The organism is Providencia sp. (assembly GCF_040396775.1).
In the GTDB taxonomy this organism is placed as follows: domain Bacteria; phylum Pseudomonadota; class Gammaproteobacteria; order Enterobacterales; family Enterobacteriaceae; genus Providencia.
Map to the genome: position 1 here is coordinate 513,043 of NZ_JBEBNT010000001.1, position 22,276 is coordinate 535,318.

Annotated in this window: 20 protein-coding genes and 1 tRNA gene; 9 read left to right on the forward strand and 12 right to left on the reverse strand. The window is 42.7% G+C overall.

All coding sequences use genetic code 11. The features are described 5' to 3' along the window. Nucleotides 1-6: 6 nt before the first annotated feature. Nucleotides 7-1,737, forward strand: a complete 1,731-nt coding sequence (gene argS, locus ABWP91_RS02335; RefSeq protein WP_353241835.1) for an arginine--tRNA ligase — start codon at nt 7-9, stop codon at nt 1,735-1,737. 19 nt (nt 1,738-1,756) lie between these two features. Here argS and ABWP91_RS02340 read toward each other — a convergent pair whose 3' ends face one another. The 4 genes from ABWP91_RS02340 to rimJ all read right to left on the reverse strand — a co-directional run bounded on the left by ABWP91_RS02340 (nt 1,757) and on the right by rimJ (nt 5,159). Beyond that, on the reverse strand, nt 1,757-2,329 hold the full coding sequence (locus ABWP91_RS02340; RefSeq protein WP_353241836.1) for a helix-turn-helix transcriptional regulator: 573 nt from the start codon (nt 2,327-2,329) through the stop codon (nt 1,757-1,759). Nucleotides 2,330-2,380: 51 nt separating this feature from the next. Continuing rightward, nucleotides 2,381-2,617 (reverse strand): hypothetical protein, encoded by a 237-nt coding sequence (locus ABWP91_RS02345; protein WP_353241837.1) that lies wholly within the window; start codon nt 2,615-2,617, stop codon nt 2,381-2,383. A 332-nt stretch (nt 2,618-2,949) separates the two neighbouring features. Further along, nucleotides 2,950-4,488, reverse strand: coding sequence for a murein biosynthesis integral membrane protein MurJ (gene murJ, locus ABWP91_RS02350; RefSeq protein ID WP_353241838.1), 1,539 nt, complete (start codon nt 4,486-4,488; stop codon nt 2,950-2,952). A gap of 83 nt (nt 4,489-4,571) precedes the next feature. After that, on the reverse strand, nt 4,572-5,159 hold the full coding sequence (gene rimJ / locus ABWP91_RS02355; protein WP_353241839.1) for a ribosomal protein S5-alanine N-acetyltransferase: 588 nt from the start codon (nt 5,157-5,159) through the stop codon (nt 4,572-4,574). Nucleotides 5,160-5,649: 490 nt separating this feature from the next. Here rimJ and mdtH point away from each other — a divergent pair, with 490 nt between their 5' ends. Then, on the forward strand, nt 5,650-6,855 hold the full coding sequence (gene mdtH / locus ABWP91_RS02360) for a multidrug efflux MFS transporter MdtH (protein ID WP_353241840.1): 1,206 nt from the start codon (nt 5,650-5,652) through the stop codon (nt 6,853-6,855). A 38-nt stretch (nt 6,856-6,893) separates the two neighbouring features. Then, nucleotides 6,894-7,454: a lipoprotein gene (locus ABWP91_RS02365; RefSeq protein WP_353241841.1), complete on the forward strand. Its 561-nt coding sequence runs from the start codon at nt 6,894-6,896 to the stop codon at nt 7,452-7,454. 170 nt (nt 7,455-7,624) lie between these two features. On the opposite strand, the gene ABWP91_RS02370 is transcribed toward ABWP91_RS02365, so the two are convergent. The 3 genes from ABWP91_RS02370 to ghrA all read right to left on the reverse strand — a co-directional run bounded on the left by ABWP91_RS02370 (nt 7,625) and on the right by ghrA (nt 10,072). Then, nucleotides 7,625-8,239: an FMN-dependent NADH-azoreductase gene (locus ABWP91_RS02370; RefSeq protein ID WP_353241842.1), complete on the reverse strand. Its 615-nt coding sequence runs from the start codon at nt 8,237-8,239 to the stop codon at nt 7,625-7,627. 189 nt (nt 8,240-8,428) lie between these two features. Further along, nucleotides 8,429-8,986 (reverse strand): TorD/DmsD family molecular chaperone, encoded by a 558-nt coding sequence (locus ABWP91_RS02375; RefSeq protein WP_353241843.1) that lies wholly within the window; start codon nt 8,984-8,986, stop codon nt 8,429-8,431. A gap of 144 nt (nt 8,987-9,130) precedes the next feature. Then, entirely contained in the window at nt 9,131-10,072 is a 942-nt protein-coding gene (gene ghrA, locus ABWP91_RS02380) for a glyoxylate/hydroxypyruvate reductase GhrA (protein ID WP_353241844.1), read from the reverse strand. A gap of 336 nt (nt 10,073-10,408) precedes the next feature. Here ghrA and ABWP91_RS02385 point away from each other — a divergent pair. Beyond that, nucleotides 10,409-10,496 (forward strand) — tRNA-Ser (locus ABWP91_RS02385). A gap of 9 nt (nt 10,497-10,505) precedes the next feature. Here ABWP91_RS02385 and ABWP91_RS02390 read toward each other — a convergent pair. From ABWP91_RS02390 to ABWP91_RS02410, 5 genes are all read right to left on the reverse strand, one after another. Beyond that, a complete protein-coding gene (locus ABWP91_RS02390; RefSeq protein ID WP_353241845.1) occupies nt 10,506-12,023 on the reverse strand; it encodes an alanine/glycine:cation symporter family protein in 1,518 nt (505 codons plus the stop codon). A gap of 86 nt (nt 12,024-12,109) precedes the next feature. Next, nucleotides 12,110-13,594, reverse strand: a complete 1,485-nt coding sequence (locus ABWP91_RS02395; protein ID WP_353241846.1) for an aldehyde dehydrogenase — start codon at nt 13,592-13,594, stop codon at nt 12,110-12,112. Between the two features lie 9 nt (nt 13,595-13,603). Next, a complete protein-coding gene (gene dapA, locus ABWP91_RS02400) occupies nt 13,604-14,470 on the reverse strand; it encodes a 4-hydroxy-tetrahydrodipicolinate synthase (RefSeq protein WP_353241847.1) in 867 nt (288 codons plus the stop codon). Between the two features lie 17 nt (nt 14,471-14,487). Continuing rightward, nucleotides 14,488-15,735 carry an NAD(P)/FAD-dependent oxidoreductase gene (locus ABWP91_RS02405; RefSeq protein WP_353241848.1) on the reverse strand — a complete coding sequence of 416 codons (1,248 nt, stop codon included), beginning with the start codon at nt 15,733-15,735 and terminating at the stop codon, nt 14,488-14,490. A 10-nt stretch (nt 15,736-15,745) separates the two neighbouring features. Then, on the reverse strand, nt 15,746-16,696 hold the full coding sequence (locus ABWP91_RS02410; RefSeq protein WP_353241849.1) for a 4-hydroxyproline epimerase: 951 nt from the start codon (nt 16,694-16,696) through the stop codon (nt 15,746-15,748). A gap of 154 nt (nt 16,697-16,850) precedes the next feature. On the opposite strand from ABWP91_RS02410, the gene ABWP91_RS02415 reads away from it, so the two are divergent. From ABWP91_RS02415 to ABWP91_RS02435, 5 genes are all read left to right on the forward strand, one after another. Then, on the forward strand, nt 16,851-17,654 hold the full coding sequence (locus ABWP91_RS02415; RefSeq protein WP_353241850.1) for a helix-turn-helix domain-containing protein: 804 nt from the start codon (nt 16,851-16,853) through the stop codon (nt 17,652-17,654). 245 nt (nt 17,655-17,899) lie between these two features. Further along, nucleotides 17,900-18,523 (forward strand): CDP-alcohol phosphatidyltransferase family protein, encoded by a 624-nt coding sequence (locus ABWP91_RS02420; RefSeq protein WP_353241851.1) that lies wholly within the window; start codon nt 17,900-17,902, stop codon nt 18,521-18,523. Nucleotides 18,524-18,532: 9 nt separating this feature from the next. Next, nucleotides 18,533-20,299 (forward strand): bifunctional alpha/beta hydrolase/class I SAM-dependent methyltransferase, encoded by a 1,767-nt coding sequence (locus tag ABWP91_RS02425; RefSeq protein ID WP_353241852.1) that lies wholly within the window; start codon nt 18,533-18,535, stop codon nt 20,297-20,299. A 204-nt stretch (nt 20,300-20,503) separates the two neighbouring features. Next, nucleotides 20,504-21,844 carry a phosphatase PAP2/dual specificity phosphatase family protein gene (locus ABWP91_RS02430; protein WP_353241853.1) on the forward strand — a complete coding sequence of 447 codons (1,341 nt, stop codon included), beginning with the start codon at nt 20,504-20,506 and terminating at the stop codon, nt 21,842-21,844. Next, nucleotides 21,841-22,242 (forward strand): hypothetical protein, encoded by a 402-nt coding sequence (locus ABWP91_RS02435; RefSeq protein ID WP_353241854.1) that lies wholly within the window; start codon nt 21,841-21,843, stop codon nt 22,240-22,242. The genes ABWP91_RS02430 and ABWP91_RS02435 overlap by 4 nt, the downstream gene beginning before the upstream one ends. Nucleotides 22,243-22,276: the final 34 nt, after the last annotated feature.

Genomic DNA, 22,276 nt, shown 5'->3' on the forward strand with positions numbered 1-22,276 from the left:
AATTCAGTGAATATTCAGGCGATTCTTTCAGATAAAATTAGTGCTGCAATGCTTGCAGCGGGTGCTCCAGCTGACAGTGATGCGCTCGTGCGTCAATCCGCTAAAGCACAGTTTGGTGATTATCAAGCCAATGGCGTGATGGGCGCGGCTAAAAAACTGGGGATGCCACCACGACAACTCGCTGAACAAATTCTCACTCACTTAGATTTAGACGGCATTGCCAGCAAAGTTGAAATTGCAGGGCCTGGCTTTATTAATATCTTCCTTGAACCTTCGTGGATTGAAAAACACGTTGAAGAAGCGCTTGCATCCCAACGTTTAGGCCTTGCACCAGTAAAAGCCGAAACCATTGTTATCGACTATTCCGCCCCTAACGTAGCAAAACAAATGCACGTAGGTCACCTGCGTTCAACCATTATTGGTGATGCAGCAGCGCGCACCCAAGAATTTATCGGCCATCGCGTGATCCGCGCTAACCACGTTGGCGACTGGGGAACCCAGTTCGGCATGTTGATTGCCTATCTTGAAAAAGTGCAAAATGAAAATGCCAATGATATGGCGCTGGCTGATCTGGAAGAGTTTTATCGCGAAGCCAAAAAACACTATGACGAAGATGAAGAATTCGCAGTGCGCGCACGTGGCTATGTTGTAAAACTGCAATCTGGTGATGAATACTGCCGTGCAATGTGGCGTAAGCTCGTTGATATCACGATGAAGCAGAACCAAGAAACCTATCAACGATTAAACGTGACGTTAACAGAAGATGATGTCATGGGTGAAAGCTTATATAACAGCATGTTACCGGGTATCGTCGCGGATTTAAAAGCGAAAGGGTTAGCCGTTGAAAGTGAAGGCGCAACGGTCGTTTTCCTTGATGAATTTAAAAATAAAGAAGGCGAACCGATGGGCGTCATTGTCCAGAAGAAAGACGGCGGCTTCTTATACACCACGACTGACATTGCTTGTGCGAAATACCGTCATGAAACACTTCATGCTGATCGCTCACTCTATTATATCGATTCACGTCAGCACCAACACTTGATGCAAGCTTGGACTATCGTCCGTAAAGCAGGTTATATTCCAGAGTCAATGGCTCTCGAACATCACATGTTTGGTATGATGTTAGGTAAAGATGGTAAACCATTTAAAACCCGTACTGGCGGCACTGTTCGCCTATCTGATTTGTTAGATGAAGCCGTTGAACGTGCGCAAGCACTGATCCGCGAGAAAAACCCTGACATGCCAGAAGATGAGTTACAGAATGTGGCAAATGTCGTTGGTATCGGTGCCGTGAAATATGCGGATCTGTCGAAAAATAGAACCACGGACTACATCTTCGATTGGGATAACATGTTAGCGTTTGAAGGAAACACTGCACCTTATATGCAATATGCGTATACCCGTGTTGCCTCTATCTTCAAAAAAGCCAACTTAACGCAAGCAGATCTCACGCTACCTATTTCACTGCAAGACCCGCGTGAAATCGCACTAGCAACACGTTTATTGCAGTTTGAAGAAACCATTCTCACGGTTGCACGTGATGGCACCCCACACGTTATGTGTGCTTACCTGTACGAACTGGCTGGTTTATTCTCTGGTTTCTACGAACATTGCCCGATTTTATCAACAGAAGATGAAGCCGTACGCCAAAGCCGCTTAAAATTAGCCGCGTTAACGCAAAAAACCTTAAAAACAGGTCTAGATACACTAGGTATCGAAACCGTCGAAAGAATGTAATTATTTTTTCGTTATTTGATTAACAGCTCGCCTCCGTGGGCTGTTTTTCTTTTCGTCGCGTAAGTAACTTTTGCGTCAAAGTCTGTATTTCTTCAACGTTTTCATTCGCACAATTTTGTAAGACTAGATTCCACTTACACAATGTTTTTGCTTTTTCACAAAGTTCAGGGTCATGCCCTAAACGTTTATTATCCTTTAACCACCTAGCCACACTAGCCCAATCCCACAAAGGTGAGTTGCCACTTAAACGTTGCACTGGAGCTGGAAAATTGCCTTTGCCTCTCGTTCCATCTTTTAATAATGCAACCGCTTGGCGTGTTAAACCTGCTAACTCTGCAATATCACTTAAACCAACCAGCGTGCTATCAACGGATACCACTTGCATTGAGATTTCGGCGCTCTCAATATCAGCAATTGCCGTTTCAATAGCTGCATCCAGTGAACTTGCCTCTCTATCAAACTCTAAATAAACGGAATTACCATAGTAGTAAACCAAGGCATCATCACAGCCTGCCGTAAATAAGGCATCTTCTAAGCCCATCGTATCTACCGTTACCCCAGAAAGTGTTAATGTGAATGTGTGTTGCGCCATCAAAGCTCCTTATTCTGTTTTTTATCTAATAAGCGGCCTAAGCCGCTATAATTATTTCGAAAGTGCAATACAGTGATCCACTTTCCGGATGATCTGCTTGGCATGGTTTTCCATTACTCTTGGTGTTGACCAAACGCTCATCATATGTGTTTTGTGCTCATCAACAGCGTTACCACAACGTAATTTACAAAATGTATGTGATGAACTCCCTGCACTCACCCAAAACCAGCCGTTAGCAATCGCATATTCAATGGCTGCTTGAACATGCTTATTCGGATGTTTTTTCATCGCCCTCCGATAAATACACTATAACCAAAAACGTTGACATTGGTCAACGCTCTATTTATGCCAATTTCTAGTGGCCTCCTACGCTTTATTGATAAAAAACAAGCGCGCATCAAATATACCGTAAAACAAACAATGAAGGTTATTTTTATCAATAAAAACAATTACTTGATATATAATAAAATAATCATGATATTATTAATTGAGGAATTATTAAAAGAGATGAAAAAATTGGAAATGGATAGAAAATACAATGGGGTTTAAAACGATAGAATTTCGAGACAAAAAAGCCCAAATTAATGGGCTTTTATGAAATTTACTTATTTTTTAACGTATTATGCAATGCTTCTCTTCATAAAATCCCGTGGTCGGAAACCCAGCACATATAAAGCAACAAAATAGCTTCCAGCTCCAACAATCACCACGCCAATTAAACGCAGCATACGCATTAGCATATTGCCTTCCTGCCAAGATGGCATAAAATGCAACACACCAAACAGCACTGCGCCCATCACCACTAACGCGATGAATAATTTTAATAGGAAACCTTTCCAACCCGCGAGTGGTTGAAAAATATCTTGCTTGCGTAATTGCCAGTACAGAACACCCGCATTAAAACAGGCTGCTAGGCCAATAGATAATGCTAAGCCCGCATGCTGCAAAGGCCCGATAAAGACTAAGTTCATTATTTGCGTCAAAATTAAGGTCACAATCGCAATTTTAACGGGTGTACGGATATCTTGGCGGGAATAGAAGCCTGGCGCTAAAATTTTCACTAAAATCATGCCTGTTAAACCCACGCAGTAGGCAATCAATGCATATTGCGTCATTAGCGAGTCATGAGCCGTAAAGTTACCATACTGGAATAATGAGACAGTCAACGCTTCCGATAAAATGGCCAAACCAAGGGCACACGGTAATGCTAATAACAGACAAAGACGCAGCCCCCAATCCATTAATTGACGATATTCATTTTGGTTTCCGCTCGTAAAACTTTTTGCGAGGGAGGGCAGTAAAATTGTTCCCAATGCTACGCCAAGCACACCAGAGGGTAACTCCATCAATCGGTCCGCATAATACATCCACGAAACAGACCCTGACTGTAAGAATGATGCAAATATGGTGTTAATAATTAATGAGATTTGTGCGACTGACACGCCGATAATCGCAGGCCCCATCATTTTCATCACACGCCAAACACCGCTATCATGAAACGAAAGGCGCGGTAACACTAACATGCCAATTTTCTTTAAATGAGGAAGCTGATACACCAATTGCAGCACGCCCCCTACTAACACCGCCCACGCTAGCGACATAATTGGCGGGTCAAAGTACGGCGCGGCAAAGGCAGCAAAAATGATCATGCTCACATTCAGTAATGTGGGGGCAAACGCAGGTACTGAGAAACGGTTCCACGTATTGAGGATTGCCCCAGCAAGGGAGGCGAGTGAAATCAGAAAAATATAGGGAAATGTGACTCGCAGAAGGTCAGTTGTTAAAACGAATTTATCCGCATCATCCGTAAAGCCGGGAGCCGTTACATAGATAATCCAAGGTGCCGCAATCATACCCAGCACGGTAACTATTGCTAAAGCAAGGGTTAGCATTCCTGCAATATAAGCGACAAACGTGCGAGTCGCTTCTTCACCTTGTTGATTTTTATATTCTGCTAATATAGGAACGAACGCTTGAGAAAAGGCCCCTTCGGCAAAAATTCGACGTAACAGGTTTGGCAGTTTAAACGCCACAAAAAAGGCATCGGCAGCGGCGCCTGCGCCAAATATCCGAGCAATAATGGCATCGCGAATAAAGCCAAGGACCCGAGACATCATGGTCATTGAGCTTACTGCTGCCAGCGATTTTAATAAATTCATGATTGATAGACTAAAAGTAAACAATCGCATCAGTTTAACAGCGCGGGCAGTCACTGACTACGATTGAAAAGTAAATTAAGAGTTTACGCTTTGTTCGTTGTCCACGAATTATCCGTTAACGCCGTTAATACATGATCGCGCCACTCGCCGTTGATTTGCAGATATTGCCTTGCATAACCTTCACGTTCAAAACCAAGCTTGGTCAATAGATTACCGCTACGCATATTATGCGGCATATAGTTCGCCATGATACGATGTATTTTTTGATGTTGTTGCATATAACGAGTTGCTTGGGTTAATGCTTCAAACATTAAGCCCTGCCCCTGCCATTTTTCGCCCAGTGAATACCCTAAATAACACGCATGGAAAGAACCACGTAGGACATTACTGAAATTTGCCACGCCCATCACTTCGTTTTCTTCTTTATCTAATAAAAGAAAATGATAAGCACTACCTTCGCGATGCATTTCATTCATCACTTGCAAACGGTTTTGCCAACCCGCGGGCTGATAATGGGAGTTATCACGCGTTGGTTCCCAAGGGATAAGAAAGTCTTTATTCAAGCTGTAATAGTCAGCTAGGCGATAATTATCTCGCTCATAAGTCAAACGAATAATCATTCTATCAGTGAGCAGGCGTACCTTGGGTACATTTGAGCGATAACCAAACATCGTTAACCCTTTATTAGTTTAAGAGAGCTAGGCTTCCTAGCCGTGCGTGTTAACCCGTAACTTAGGCAATAAAGTGTAGCACTCTCTATTATTGATGAGCATCTAAAATCAACCATTTAGCGAGATGAATTCGCTTTTTTTCATTTTCAGCTATTCAAGTTTGCAGGGTAGCTAAGTGTCGCCAACAACGCTGCAGTGTAAAATATGACGACTTAAATAATTCAATGGCCTAAATAATTTGTATTGCAGCTAGGCGGCAAACGCAGCTATCCCTATGAGCATACAAAAGTATGTGATTAGGGTTGCTAAGTGCAGCCAACAACGCTGCGGTACAAAGTATGACGGCTATTGTATCGATAAAAATAAATCATCGATCATCGAGCATATCCTCGATAAAAAAATATCATCTATTGCCCTCTATTATACTGATATTATTGATAAGTAACATTATAGAACATTCCCCCCTTAGCTATTTTTTTAATGGTGTGTCATGGCACAGGTGTCACGGGCAAGAAGCCTTGGTAAATATTTTCTTTTACTCGACAACATGTTGGTTGTCCTCGGATTTTTTGTCGTTTTTCCTTTGATTTCAATCCGGTTTGTTGACCAGCTAGGTTGGGCCGCCGTTGTGGTTGGCTTTGCATTAGGCCTACGGCAATTTGTTCAACAAGGCTTAGGCATTTTTGGTGGCGCCATTGCTGACCGATTTGGCGCTAAACCCATGATTGTTATCGGCATGCTTTTGCGTGCAAGTGGCTTTGCTGTGATGGCGGTGGCTTACGACCCTTGGGTGCTATGGCTATCTTGCGTGCTTTCTGCCCTTGGTGGCACGCTATTTGACCCTCCCAGAACAGCGCTGGTTATCAAACTCACTCGCCCCTACGAACGTGGTCGTTTCTACTCACTTTTATTGATGCAAGACAGCGCCGGTGCTGTTATTGGTGCCCTAATTGGTAGCTGGCTGCTGCAATATGATTTCCACTATGTCTGCTGGGCTGGTGCCGCCGTATTTATCATTGCCGCTATCTGCAATGCATGGCTACTCCCCGCTTATCGGATCTCAACAGTGAGAACGCCAATCAAAGAGGGTATGAACCGCGTTTTAAAGGACAAACGGTTTGTCACCTATGTTGTCACCTTAGCGGGTTACTTTATGCTTTCCGTTCAAGTGATGTTGATGTTCCCAATTGTTGTCAATGAATTAGCGGGAACACCGACGGCGGTGAAATGGATGTATGCCATTGAAGCAGCTATTTCCCTCACCTTGCTTTACCCCATTGCACGCTGGAGTGAAAAACATTTTCGTCTCGAACAACGGTTGATGGCAGGCTTATTTTTAATGAGTTTAAGCATGTTCCCGATTGGGATGACAACCTCCCTGAATATGTTATTTGCGCTGATTTGCCTGTTCTACTTAGGCACCGTGACAGCTGACCCAGCAAGGGAAACACTCAGCGCATCACTTGCCGACCCTCGTGCACGTGGCAGTTATATGGGCTTTAGCCGCCTCGGCCTCGCCCTAGGTGGTGCCGTCGGTTATACCGGTGGCGGTTGGATGTACGACATTGGTCATCAATGGAATATGCCACAATTACCTTGGTTTTTATTGGGGATTATCGGTTTTATCACGCTGTGGGCATTGCATAAGCAATTTAACCGTAAAAAAATTGAAACAGTCATGTTGAGTGGGCAGTAATGCGCTAAACTAGCGGTATTACTGTAAAAGGAGTCATTATGAAAAAGTTTTTATTGGCCACAATGATTGGTTTCATCACTCTAATAACGGGCTGTAGTCAATTATCTGAATTCAGTATTAGTGAGTCACAAATCAATAGTTACCTTGCTAATAAAGTGAAGTATGACCACAAAGTTGGTATTTCTGGGCTTGCTGATGCTGATATCCAACTGGTGAATTTAAAATCTGAAATCGGCCGCAGTGAACCGGGGAAAATCGCCTTAAATGGGGACGCAACGGTTAAGTTAGACTCATTAATCGGCAAAGCTGAAGCACAAATTAGCTTAACCTTAACAGCTCGCCCTATTTTTGATGCTAAAACTGGGTCTATTTACTTAAAAGAGCTGAATATTAGCAACTATAAAGTCACTCCAGAAAATATGGATACCGCTATGTCAGCTGTGATCCCTTATCTGAATAGCTCCCTTGAAACTTTCTTCGAAACGCAACCAGTATATGTCCTCAATCCAGATAACGGCGCCGCTGAAGCGACCGCTAAAAAATTGGCCAAAGGACTAGAGATTAAACCGGGCAAACTGGTCATCCCATTAGTGGATTAATTTTCACCATAAATTTTTTCGATTAAGAAAAGCATTAAAGGCAACAGGGAAATCTGTTGCCTTTTTAATTCAATCAGAAATATTAATCGACACAGTTTATTACTGCATCAAAGCAAGCGTGACAGCATCACTTTTGTATTATCTACCTAACTTTCACATCAAATCCGTCTTTAACTCAGACTATTGATGAAATGATCCATCTGTACAACCGCTGCCTTGTGTTTTTCATCAATTAGCTCAGGCTGTGTTGCTACACCATCAATGGTTATTGTCGTCGTATCTGTGATGCCAATAAAATCGAGTAATGTGATTAAATAAGGTAGCGCAAAATCATTCTCCCCTGAGCGGTATACACCACCACTTGTATTAATGATAATGGCTTTCTTACCTTGAATAGCACCTACACGCCCTGTTTCTGTATAGGAAAAGGTTAACCCTGCTCGAATGATTAGATCAAAATAATTCTTTAGCTGATTAGGCAAAGAGAAATTATACATCGGCGCAGCAATGACGATAATATCACTGCTTTTTATTTCATCGATTAACGTATCCGATACCGCAATAGCCTCTATTTGCTTGCCGGTCATCTCATGAGCAGGAACTGTGTAATAGGCCGCAAAAATATCTTGATCCATGAGTGGCAAAGCATCTTGAGCGAGATTTCTTTCTTTTATTGTGTCCAATCTAAATTTTTTTGCCCATACATCTTTAATCACATCTGCAACACGGGAAGAATGGGATTGGTCACCATTTATCGATGATTTTAAAACTAATAACTTTTTCACTCAGAGCCCCTCTTATTCTACGGCTGAAACAACAATAATTAGCAATCTACATGATTAAACGGCTCTATATTATCTGGGAGAACTGACAGTTTTTGGCAGGAGTATGTTGAGATATTAAAAGAAGTTGGCAATCTTAGGTAAATCAGTGGCCTTAAAAGCCACTGATTATATGTTCATCATACTAACGAATTAATTTTCTTTAGTATCGGAGTCTAATTCATCTCGCAGTGCAATAACTGCATCACGGGCGATTTGGGCTAATGTGCGATAAAAAGCTGTCGTTGCATGGGCTTCAACTTTCCCTAAAAATGCGCCATACCAGCTAAGAATGTAGCTATCAAATAATTCTTCTTGCGCCGCGGTTTCATCTTCTGCGGCTTGGTCTTCTAACCAAGACGCCGCCAGCAATAACGCACCAAATGTGCTTACTGGCGCATCCGTTAAGGTCATTCCTCTCACCGTTAAAAACTCACGGATTTCGGCTTCAGTGACTTCTTCGTCATAATCATTGGCAAGCATGGATACTGTTGCATTTTCACCGACAAACATGGCTTGGTAGTCAGCGCTAAGCGCATTGATATCCATCCCTTTCGCCATACGTGCCCACAATTCATCCTGTTCCAGTGGCCAAGACGCTTTCAATTTATCCTGCGCTATCAATTCCATCAGTGGTTTGACGAGATCATCATTAGCGCTGCGTTGGAACAATGTCCCTAAAATACGGCAGACGATTGAGAATTCGTTCATATGAGTTTTCCTATTTAATATTCAGTTGCGGCTCAGCTCTTAAGCTAAGTATACCGAAAAAACAGGAAACGTATTAGAGAAGAAAAACACAAGGAAATTGCAAGCTAACAAAAAGCGGGTAGCTTGCAATCAATTTAGAGGTGATTAATAACCACGTTCCATATCAACCACTCCAGCAGGGGCTTCCCCCGCTTCAATGCGTTTGATATTACTGACAATCATATCCATAGCTTCTTTGGGTTGCGTAAATGCAGCCACATGTGGCGTAATCGCAATACGCGGATGCGTCCAAAACGGGTGCATTTGGGATAAAGGCTCGCTCGCAAATACATCTAACGCAGCACCCGCGATTTGCCCTGCATCCAGCGCAGAAAGTAAGTCTTGCTCAATTAAGTGCGCACCGCGGGCTAAGTTAATCACATAAGCACCTTGTTGCAATTGGTTGAACAGCTGTTGATTTAAAATCCCAACCGTTTCTGGTGTGCTCGGCAATAGGTTTATGACCACGCGCGTCCCCGAAAGGAATGCTGACAACTGGTCATTACCATAATAACTTTTTACGTCAGGGATTTGTTTCTCGGAGCGGCTCCACGTTCTGACATGAAAACCAAAGCTAACTAAGCGCTTCGCAACAGCTTGACCCAAAGCGCCAGCCCCCATCACACCAATCACAAACTCTTCGTGTTGATATGCTGGCAGTTGCTTCCATTGGCGCTGCGATTGCAATTGGCGGTATTCATCCATACGGCGAAAGTATGCAAGGGCCTTAGCACAGGCATATTCTTCCATTTGAATCGCCATCCCCGTGTCCTCCAAGCGCATGACAGGCACACCCGCTGGCAATGTTCCTGGCTTATCTTGTTCTTGCTTTAAGATAGCATCCACACCTGCACCTAATGCAAAAATACCTTTTAAATCATTGCGCCCTGCAAGGCATTCATAGGGTGGCAGCCACACCATGGCGTAATCTGCGCTTTGGTTGTCCCCTTTTTCCCATTGGCGAATATTAGCTTGTGGTAATCTAGCACGCATGCCTTCAATCCATTGTTCTGAATTAAAGAATGGATGGTAAAATAAAATATTCATGGCAACTCCTCTTAGGTTTCTAACAGAGTGTGCGCAATGGCGTTTATTTTCAAGTCCATACCGCAACCAAGATCACATTCATTGAGGATTTTGTTAACTGGCTAACGATTTTTATGATTAATACTTGCAGTTCTTATTAACATTAAAAAAATGATTTGCCTTAGCCAGCAACAATTAAGATTAGATATTAATCAAATTGATTTTTATTTAGCTAAACGGTAATAAAAGTAAGAAAAAGAATAAATAGGGAGTTGACGCAAGGCGCTATTTTCCCTATAGTAGCGCCCCGTTGCACAGCAGGATTTATCTCTGGTATGCAACGGATTTAGAAAAAACGGTGAGGTGTCCGAGAGGCTGAAGGAGCACGCCTGGAAAGTGTGTATACGGCAACGTATCGAGGGTTCGAATCCCTCCCTCACCGCCATTTTTTTTTCTAGTTTTCCTCTTCTTTTATCTGTAACTTCCCATTGTTTTGACCATTCTTTTGTTCAATACCGATGCCTTTCTCATGATACTCACGACTAATATCGTTCCATAACTCTGCATTTTCGACTCCAGCCACTTTTGGATCGAACACTGGATCTACACCTAATTTTTCCTGTCTTTCATAATCTCGTAGTGCTCTTAGTGCGGGTTTAGAAAGAAACACTATCGCGATTAGATTTAGGTAACTCATGCTGCCAAACCCAATATCGCCTAGACTCCACATCAAACTCACTGATTGCACGCTGCCCATAAAGACAATAATTAGGAAAACAAATTTAAGTACCAGTTTTAGTACGGGGTACGCTAATTTGCGGTCAAGGTAAACAATAGTGGTTTCAGCGATATAGTAATAAGCCATTAGTGTGGTGAATGCGAATAAGAACACGGCTATCGATACAAACCCTGAACCTGCAGAGGTAAATACGGTAGAAACTGCCATTTGTGTCCATGCCGTTCCCGCTGCAACACCCGGTATATACTCCACCAGCGCCGTTGCTGAACCATCAGGGAACACATTGTACATATTAGTGACGAGGATCATTAAGCCTGAGGCGGTACACACAACAACGGTATCGATATAGATTGAGAATGCTTGAATAAGCCCTTGTTTGACAGGATGACTCACTTCTGCGGCAGCCGAACTGAATGTTGCCTCACCCGCCCCCGCCACATTGGAAAATACCGCACGTCGAACACCCCACGATACCGCAGTTCCAACAATCCCACCAAAGACCGCATCCATACCTAATGCACTTTGGAAAATTAAATTAAACATCGCGGGTACTTTTTCATAGTGGCTGCCCAAAATAATCACCATCATCACCAGATAAGCTATCGCCATCAAGGGAACAATTTTATCCGCCGCACTCGCGATACGTTTTACGCCGCCAAAGATAAGCCATGCCATTAATACCGTGACAATCGCCCCTGTCGCCATAGGAGGAAGATTAAATGAAGTTTGGAAAGAATCCGCAATCGTATTAGCCTGAATACCCGGCACTAAGACACCATAAGATAAGCAAATCACAGCGGCAACAATAATGGCAAATGGCTTAAGCTTTAACCCTTTTTCAATATAATAAGGAGAACCACCGCGATATTGCCCATCTGAACGCTGTTTATAGATTTGGGCAAGTGTAGATTCAATAAAGGCACTCGCACCACCTAATAGCCCCATGACCACCATCCAAAAGATAGCCCCTGGGCCGCCGGCGGCAATTGCTGTTGCAACCCCTGCAATATTACCAACCCCAACACGGCCTGATAATGCTAAGCAGAAGGCTTGGAAGGATGATATTCCCTCTTTTGATGCTTTATTTTCCTTTAATAAACAAACCATTTTGATGAGATAGCGAAATTGCACGCCACGTGTTGCTAAAGTGAAGTAGAGTCCTACGCCCAGTGATAAGAACACCAGTGCATTACCCCAGATGTAACCAACGATGGTATTAACGATGGCTTCCATTTTGTACTCCTTCGTTATTGTAATTGTTTATTGTGTGTTTGCAGGGTAAAAAAAACCTGAGCTTTTTAGACTCAGGTCAACGTAATTTATTGATGAACAAACCAGATAACTTTGGTTTGGCTATACTGCTCAAAAGCCTCTAATCCATTGTCTTTCCCGCCAAAACCAGATTGACGAAAACCACCAAATGGTGTGGTAATATTGCCTTCACTAAAGCCATTAACCGAAACGGTTCCCGCATTGATTTGGCGAGCAACCCGCATGGCTCGGTGAATATTTTGGCTATAAAATGAAGCGGCTAATCCATATTGTGTATCATTTGCGAGCGAGATAGCCTCTTCTTCCGTTTCAAATGACGTCACTGCTAAGATAGGGCCGAAGACTTCCTGTTGAAACAACGTCATATCTGGCGTCACATTATCGAAAATAGTCGGTTCGATATACCAACCAGAACCTATCTCATGGTGAATTGTGCCCCCAATAACAACCTTTCCCCCCTCTTGTAGAGTGGTCGCTAAAAACGATTTCACTTTATCAAAGTGTGCTTTTTCGACCATTGGCCCGATTGATACATCAGACTGCCTCGGGTCTCCTACTTTCCATTCTTTTGCTGCAACTGCCAGTTTATCCAGCAGTGCTTGTTTAATATTTTCATGCACAATTAAGCGAGAACCACAGCTACAGTTTTCACTCATATTCCAAAAAGCGGCGGCCATGATATGGGGAACGGCCGCATCAAGGTTGGCATCCTCAAAGACAACCTGCGGGCTTTTCCCACCACATTCGAGGACAATTTCTTTTAAGTTGCTTTCCGCTGAATATTTTAAAAATAAGCGCCCCACTTCGGTTGACCCTGTGAATGACACCACATCCACATCAGGGTGACGACCCAATGCTTCACCCACTTTTTCGCCCAATCCGCAAACTAAACTTAATGCACCTTTAGGTACACCTGCTTCATAGGCCAGCTCAACCATTCGGTACGCGCTCAATGAGGTAAGCTCCGCAGGTTTAACAATTACTGAGTTGCCAATCGCAAGGGCAGGTGCAACTTTCCATGCAAACATTTGAGCAGGAAAATTCCATGGTAAAACCGCACCTACAACCCCAATGGGTTCCTTTACTATGAGCCCTAATTCTTGTTGGCTTGTTGGCGCTATTTTGCCAAACAGCTTATCAACAGCTTCGGCGTACCAATAAAAGGTTTCAACCGTTGCGGGCATATCGGTATTGATACACTCGGTAATGGGTTTACCCGCATCAACGCAATCGAGAGCAGCGAGTTCTTCACTGTGTTCAGAAATTAAATCAGCCCACTTGAGCATTATCTCTTTGCGTTCTTGGGGGGAAAGAGCACTCCATTCACCACTTTTAAACGCATCCCGCGCCACTTTCACAGCCGCATCAATATCTTGTGCCTCACCATCAGCGATATATCCGATAAGGCTATTATCAATTGGTGTGCGGTTTTCTAATTTAGCTTGAGAAGCCTTCACTCCATCAATTAAATTACCCGCCCACAACTTCCCTTGTTTGGCGAGGTCAAAAACCTGCTGTTGATTTAGTCTCATTTCATACCCTTACCGTTTGATTAATTTGACAAATTCATCTTTAGCTTCAGCAGCTAAATTGGTTAATGGCAAACGCACAGGGCCTGCGTTAAACGTGCCATTTAAACAACCTGCTTTGGCTTTTTGGTTATAATCACCGGATTCCATGGAATAAATTCCTGAGTATATTTCATTCATGATTTGTTTCGCTTCTTGCCAGTCTCCCTTTTGGGTTGCCTTAAAAATAGCGACTTGCTCGGCAGGGAACACATTACCCGCACCTGCTATCCAGCTTTTTGAACCCCAAAAAAAGAAATCAACGGGTTGGTCATCACAACCACAAATCACCTCAAAGTTGTTAAACGGTGTCTGTAATAGCCGTAAGGCACGGCTAAAATCTCCACTACTTTCTTTAATGGCAACGATGTTGTCGATTTCCGCCAGTTTAACCACTGTTTCATATTCAATTTCGATACCAATACGTGCAGGGAAGTTATACATAATGATCGGTAACGTTGTGGCCTCTGCGACTTTTTTATAATGGCCATACACCCCTTGTTGATCAGGTAAACTATACGGCGGTGGTGATAGCATTAAACCTTCATATCCAAGGTCTTTAGCTTGTTTTGCGCGGGCGATCGCACCTTCCGTTGATAAATCATTAATCCCTGCAATCAACGTTACGCGCCCCTTCGCAATTTTGCTCACGGTTGATAAAACGGTTTTGCGCTCCTCTTCATTTAACGCGTAGTATTCCCCTGTCGTGCCACAGACCACTAACCCCGTGACACCTCGCTCAATAAGTTTTTCAGTTAAATCAGCTAATGCACTAATATTTAATGAGTAATCATCATGAAAAGGGGTAACTAAAGGGACCAGAATGCCATGAAAATTCATTTGAATTCTCCTTAGAATTATAAAAATCGCTCAATGGAAAAAGGGGTGCAGTCGATAGCTGTCGGCTGCTCGTGAATAAAACTATTGACAAGATCAGCGGTGATTGCCGCCTGTGTGAGCCCTAAGTGTTGGTGACCAAAGGCAAAAATATATGGGCCTTTATTATCAATGACAGGCAATGAATCGGATGTTGACGGGCGAAACCCCATCCACGGTGACGATTGTGCGTCATTTAACGGAGCCTTTAACATGGGGGCCGCCAATGGCAAAAAGTGGCGAGCTCGCTGCATATTTGCAGGGCGCTTTAACCCTGCATATTCAACAGTACCAGCAAGGCGTAAACCGCCCGCCATTGGTGTCATAATGAAACGCCTGTCCATACTGGATACAGGAATGCTTAGCCGCCCTTGTTCTTGGGGTAGCATTAAATGGTAGCCTCGCTCTGTTTCAAGTGGCACATTAATACGGCTGACCATTTTGACTAATGACTTAGAAAATGCGCCGCCTGCGATAACCACTTTTTGCCCTATAAATTTCCCTTGGGTTGTGGTGATAGAGGCTTCTTTATTTGATGTCGAGGATATCGCAGTAACTTCACAGTCAGTCAGAATATCTCCACCCAACTCAACAAATGATTGAGCAAGTTTTGAGTGTAACTCTGCTAAATCAACCACATGCCCTGTATTGGGGAAAAATAGCCCCCCAAGTTGATTCGTCGCAAGTGCAGGTTCGCGCTCAAGCAACTCCGACTGATTGATGACTGAGTTGTGTACGTTAATTTTTTGTAAATACTCGCCATGCTGATGGAGCTTTTCAAGCGTTTCCTTTTTTTCAGCCACTAATAATGACCCCTTCATTTTAACGAGGTCATCAAGTTGCCATTTTTGAATGAATGCTTGCCATGAGCCAAAAGCCGCACTATTTAACGACATTAATGTTTGGTGAATATGGGTAAACGGCTTATGACGCATATTACCTAATAGCTTTAACATCCAAGGCGTGAGAGGCAATAAGTAACGCCAATCCAGACGCAATGGGCCAAGTGGATCGAACAACATTTTTGGAATCGATTTCAAAACAGAAGGGTCTGCAATGGGGAAAACTTGCTCTGTCGCAATGTGCCCTGCGTTACCAAACGATGCCCCTGAGCCAATGTCATTTTTATCCACCAGCAGTACGTCAGTACCATTCGCTTGAACGGTAAGCGCAATGCTTAGGCCAATCATTCCACCGCCGACAACAATCACTGAATATTGACGCTTCATCGCCATCCCCTTACGCAACCGAAATACCGAAACGGAATGGGTCTTGCTCATCAATAAGCAGAGTATTTTGCCCGCTAATGTAGGCATTTCCGCGAATGGTTGGGATAATGCCGTTTTCATCCGCAGGCTGGAAGCTCCCTTGAAACTCACTACCAATCACACTGGCCTGATGCCAAATTTCACCTGCTGCAAGTTTTTTATCCGCGGCTAAACAAGCTAATTTGGCACTGGTACCTGTGCCGCACGGAGAGCGGTCATAAGCACCACCGGGGCATAACACAAAGCTTTGGCTATTTGCTGTTGGGTGTGAACCAAATAATTCGATGTGATCAATTTCTTGCCCGTCTTTACCGAATATTCTTTGGTCAATAAGTGCTTGTTTAATTTTCAGGCTCACTTCCGTTAACGATTTAACCTCTTTAAAATCAATCTTAACGGGTGAATTCTCCACAAGGAAAAACCAATTCCCGCCCCACGCAATATCCCCTGTGACCATGCCAATATCAGGTACATCAACCTGCACCGCTTTACGGTAACGATATGAATACACGTTCTGGATGCTTACACTGCCATCTCTGTGCAGTTCCGCCGTGACCTCCCCTACAGGGGTTTCAATCAAATGCTTTCCGTATGAAATTTTCCCAAGAAAATGTAAAGAGGCGACTAAGCCTATCGTTCCATGTCCGCACATCCCAAGATAGCCTTCGTTATTAAAAAAAATCACGCCTGCCGCGGCTTGTGGGTTTTGTGGTTTACACAACAGTGCGCCGACCAATATGTCATTACCACGCGGCTCTAGAATGATTGTTCTTCGCCATTCATCATGCCTATCACGAAGTATCGCTAAGCGTGCTGCCATGCTTTCATCACCTAACGGTGGAAACCCAGCAATCACTAAGCGTGTTGGTTCCCCTGCGGTATGGGAATCTATTACTTCAATTTTAGAATATTTAGATTGCATTGATTAACACCCTATTAATTATAATTTGTTAATAGATTGCTTGATTTTTGTTAATCAATCTTGATATCTTTCCATCGAACTTATGCGTTTTTCTGCACAATCTAAAAATATTTAAGAAAATTAGTAACAATAATTTAATATTTGGGAGCGCAGCATGATCAATTTAAATAAGTTATTATTAATTAGTCAGGAAAACATGCTTTTTCCTGTTGATAACATTGACGTTTTACTCAACTATCTTGGTTTAGTCATGCCGCTAATTAATACTCTCCCCAATGTGACTTTTTTTGTGAAAGACCATAATGCACGGTACTTACTCGCCAATGATAATTTGGCAACCCGCTGTAAAATGAAGGGAATTAATGATGTGATTGGTAAAAGTGCAGAAGAGTTATTTCACGCAGAATTAGGGCAAAGCTATAGTTCACAAGATTACCTTGTGATGGAAAAGAAAATCAGTGTGATAAATAAGCTTGAGTTACATCTTTATAAAGCGGGGTTACTTGGTTGGTGTTTAACGACAAAAGTACCGATATTTAACACGCGCAATCAAGTGATTGGTGTAGCTGGGATTTCTGTCGATTTACAGGATATTAAATCCGTCAGTCCAAAACTGAATAACCAGCTCAACCTAGTCGAACGTTATATTAGTGATCATTTTGATACCGCAATTAAAATCACGGAACTTGCCGATATTTCAGGGCTTTCACTTTCACAATTAAATCGCCAATTTAAAGCTATTTTTTTAATTACCCCTCAACAATATATCCAGAAAAAACGCCTCGAACATGCCATTGAGTTATTAGAAGATGACTTTTCAATCACCGATATTTCGATAAAGTGTGCTTATACCGATCACAGCGCTTTTTGCCGAAAATTTAAAGAAATGACCACCATGACACCCAGTCAGTTTAAACGCATGCGTTCATCGATTGATAAACAAAAAATAATCGCGTGATCGGGCATCTTATTGTTCATTTACCATTTTTACTTAATATTAAACTTACTTGGTTTAAGTTTTGTTGATATATTATTTTTCTTTTTATTTCAATGTGTTAGGAGATAAAATCACCATTTTACCTTCGCTATATTCCTACGTGAAATATCTTAACTTAAGATAGCTCTTATTGCGGCTGTTGATGAATAGCGTATTGATATGTCACAAAGAAAAGCACTCTTGCATGGCATATAAAAGGAAAAAAAATGACCATTTATGATCTGAAACCAAAATTTCAAGATCTGCTTCGCCCGATAGTCAGTAAATTATTTAATGCTGGAGTCACGGCTAATCAGGTGACGTTGGCTGCACTAATACTCTCTGTGACTGTCGGATTAGTTTTGTTTTTCTTCCCAAACCCACATCTGTTTATTTTATTGCCATTTGTGTTGTTTATCCGTATGGCACTCAACGCGATTGATGGCATGCTAGCGCGAGAACATCACCAAAAAAGCCACTTAGGCGCGATACTCAATGAGTTAGGTGATGTCGTTTCTGATGTTGCGCTATACCTACCTTTCGCCATTATTTTCCCTCACGCAATGTGGCTAATTTTACTGATATTATTTCTTTCATTACTGACTGAGTTTATTGGCGTTACCGCACAAGCAATAGGCGCTTCTAGACGTTATGACGGCCCTATTGGGAAAAGTGACCGCGCCTTTATTTTTGGTGCCCTCGGTTTATTCGTGAGTATTTTCCCGCAGCTACTGCTTGCAGGCTGGGTAAACTATCTCTTTGTTATTCTATCTTTGTTGCTACTTTATACCTGCTATAACCGTATTCGCCGTGCATTGGATGAACTTCGCACGCTTTCGGATAATAATTAAGGAATAATTATGAACGCTCAGACAGATTATCTGACGCAACGCCCTGTTTTAGAATCACAATTTACGACCAGCGATCACACGCCGCTTTTTTATCGTCATTGGCCAACACAAGTGCCGACGGATAAAGCCATTATTCTATTCCATCGAGGTCATGAGCATTCGGGTCGTGTTGCTCATCTTGTTGATGAATTAAACCTTCCTGACTATGCCATGTTTGCTTGGGATGCGCGCGGTCATGGGCGAAATGAAGGCCCGAGGGGCTATAGCCCTTCCCTTGGCACATCGATACATGATGTGGATGAATTTGTTCGATATGTATCCTCCCAATATCACATCCCTTTAGAAAATATCATTGTCATTGGGCAAAGCGTAGGCGCCGTGTTAGTTTCAGCATGGGTACATGACTATGCGCCAAAAATTCGCGGAATGGTTCTGGCCTCACCAGCTTTTAAAGTTAAACTGTATGTTCCTTTTGCACGCACAGGGTTAGCTTTGATGCAAAAAGTGCGAGGCTTGTTCTATGTGAATTCTTATGTAAAAGCGAAGTTTTTAACCCATGATGAGCAGCGTATTGATTCGTTTAACCGCGACCCACTGATCACTCGTCCTATTGCCGTTAATATCTTACTCGAATTGTATAAAACGGCGGATAGAGTTGTTGCAGATGCCAGCGCAATTACCCTGCCAACTCAGTTGTTTATATCTGGCAGCGACCATGTTGTCCATCACCGTCCACAGCATCAATTTTTTGAGCGTTTAAATACACCAATCAAAGAAAAGCACGTCTTACCCGGCTTTTATCACGATACTTTAGGTGAGAAGGAGCGCCATATCCCTATCGAAAAAATACGTGATTTTATTGGTAAATTATTTAGTCTCCCTGTTTACCGACACGATTATCAGTATGAAGATACATGGAGCACTAGCGCAGAAAATTACCGCAAACTGGCGACGCCACTACCAAAATGGTGCCCAAAAAACCTTGCCTTCAATATTATGAGCAAATCAATGAGCACTTTGGGTAAAGCGTCTGAAGGAATTCGCATTGGCTACGATAAAGGTTTTGATTCAGGCTCAACCTTAGACTATGTTTATCGTGACAAGGCCGAAGGCAAAGGCCTATTCGGGCGCGTAATTGACAGGCAATACCTCAATAGCATAGGCTGGCAAGGGATCCGCCAGCGAAAAGTGAATATCGAAAATACCTTACGCCAAGCTATCCGCGACTTAACCGATAATAATATGCCAGTTCGAATTATGGATATTGCAGCGGGTCAAGGCCGCTATATCTTTGATGCAATTAACGATTATGGCAAAGTCGAATCTGTTCTCTTACGTGATTACAGCCCAATTAACGTAGAACAAGGCCGTTTACACATTAAAGAGCGCTTCCTCGAAGATAAAATTCGTTTTGTTGAAGGTAATGCCTTCGACGCTGATGATTTAGCCTCCGTGACACCAGCTCCTACGCTAGGTGTTGTGAGTGGTTTATATGAATTATTCCCAAGTAACCAATTAATTAAAGCTTCGTTAGATGGGTTATCCAGGGCAATACCTTCAGGTGGACTACTTATTTACACTTGCCAACCATGGCACCCCCAAGTGGAAATGATTGCCCGCGTTTTACCCAGCCACCAAGGCGGGCAAGCTTGGGTGATGCGTTGTCGCAGCCAAGGCGAAATGGATGCATTAGTCGACGAAGCGGGTTTCGAAAAACTAAACCAGTCTATTGATAACTGGGGAATATTCAGCGTATCAATAGCAAGACGTCGTTAATTTTTTAACCTACCATAGAGGTTGGTTGCCGTTAATGCAGCCAACCTCAAGCTTGCTAATATTGGCTATCTCTATTGCTTCTTTTTATCAAAGCCCCTATGTTGTCAGTTAAATAGATATTTTCTTTCTACAAACAAGTAATTGCAGTACACACGGTTTCCCCTTAGATGTCTTTTAAAGCACAAAGGAATATTGAAAAGGACAATGACAGCCCTTCAGCAACCCACTAAGCCATTATCTAAACGACAAATTCTGTTGTTTGGCCTATTGTGGCTGATATTTTTAGCGCCATTTTTCTTCCTCACTTATGGGCAAGTCAATAATTACACAGCTACCTTAACCAATGTGCCCTCCTTTGTGTATGCATGGGAAAAGCACATCCCATTTGTGCCTTGGACCATTATTCCCTATTGGAGTATTGACCTATTCTATGGGTTATCATTATTTATCTGTACAACGCGGCATGAGCAAACAATCCATGGGCTACGGTTAATTGCCGCTTCCGTTTGCGCCTGCGTTGGCTTTCTCTTATTTCCGCTTAAATTTAGTTTTCCACGTCCCACAACAGATGGCACTTTTGGCTGGATGTTTGACAGTTTGGAACTGTTTGACCTGCCATTTAACCAAGCCCCTTCATTACATATCATTTTGTTATGGCTCCTATGGTTACGTTTTCGTGCTCATACGCCAACACAATGGCGTTGGTTGCTCCACGGTTGGTCGATATTGATTTTAGTTTCTGTCCTCACTACATGGCAGCATCATTTTATTGATGTTATTACTGGCTTTGCGGTGGGTTTGCTTGTCAGTTACTTGTTACCTATTAATACATGCTGGCAATGGCACTACACTGGGTCGCCACGTAGTTTTAAAATGAGCAAAAATTACGGCCTTGGCTCAATTGCTTGTTTTGTAATCGCTTTTTTAATTCAGGGTGCTGCTTGGGTGTTGCTATGGCCCGCGATTGCTTTGTTGTTTATTACCTTCGGTTACTTAGGCGCTGGTGCCAGTGTTTTTCAAAAAACACCCGATGGCAAGATCTCCCCATCCGCCGCAATTTTATTGTTACCCTATCGCCTCATTGCTTGGGGAACCTATCATTACTTTGCTAAACATTGTCGGCAACCCAGTATCGTGAACCAACATATCGTTTTGGGAGGCCGCCCGCTTTATCCTTTGCAAACTGCGGGGGTTTTCGACATGACTTGCGAATGGCCTCGCAATTCTTTTAGCGAAGGGCTGAAATATTGTAGCCAGCCACAAATCGATTTGTTACCACTAAGCGCTGATGATATTGAGCAATCTGTGCATATGATGGATAGCTTGACCCAGCATGGTGCTGTCTATATTCATTGCAAGCTGGGCTATTCACGCAGTGCCACCGTTGCTGTTGCATGGTTAGTTCACCATGGTGATGCTCAAACAATAGATAAGGCCGTTGAAATGGTTGAGCACGCGAGGCCACAAGTTATTTTAAACCCAGCAACTAAAGCGCAATTGAATAATTGGTTTACGCACTATCATTCAAATAGGAAGCAAAAATGAACCAACTTACCGATAAAAACTGTGGCGAAGTCATTCAGACACTGACACGAAGTTGGTTCTATTTAGCGATGGGTTCTGTACTGAGTTTGATTTTTCAGTTCAGCCTTTTTTTAGGAATAAATAGCGGGAAATACTATTTATTTATCAGCATTATCTTATTTGTTATTAGCCATTATTATATTTATCGCTTGTGGCTTGATAACCATTTTTTCAAAATAATTTATCAGCAAGGAACGACTGAAACCTTTGATTATGCACTAAGTTTCTTTATGCCTAAAAAACTCTTGAACCGAACAATGGAACAGCGTTGGCAAGGTACAAAGACCTTATTTAACCGTGCTCTCTTGTCTGTTGTTATCCTTTGGGCATGGCTATTAGTGACTGTAATAGCAATATAATAACACTCGTCTAATATTAATTTTTAAATCTATA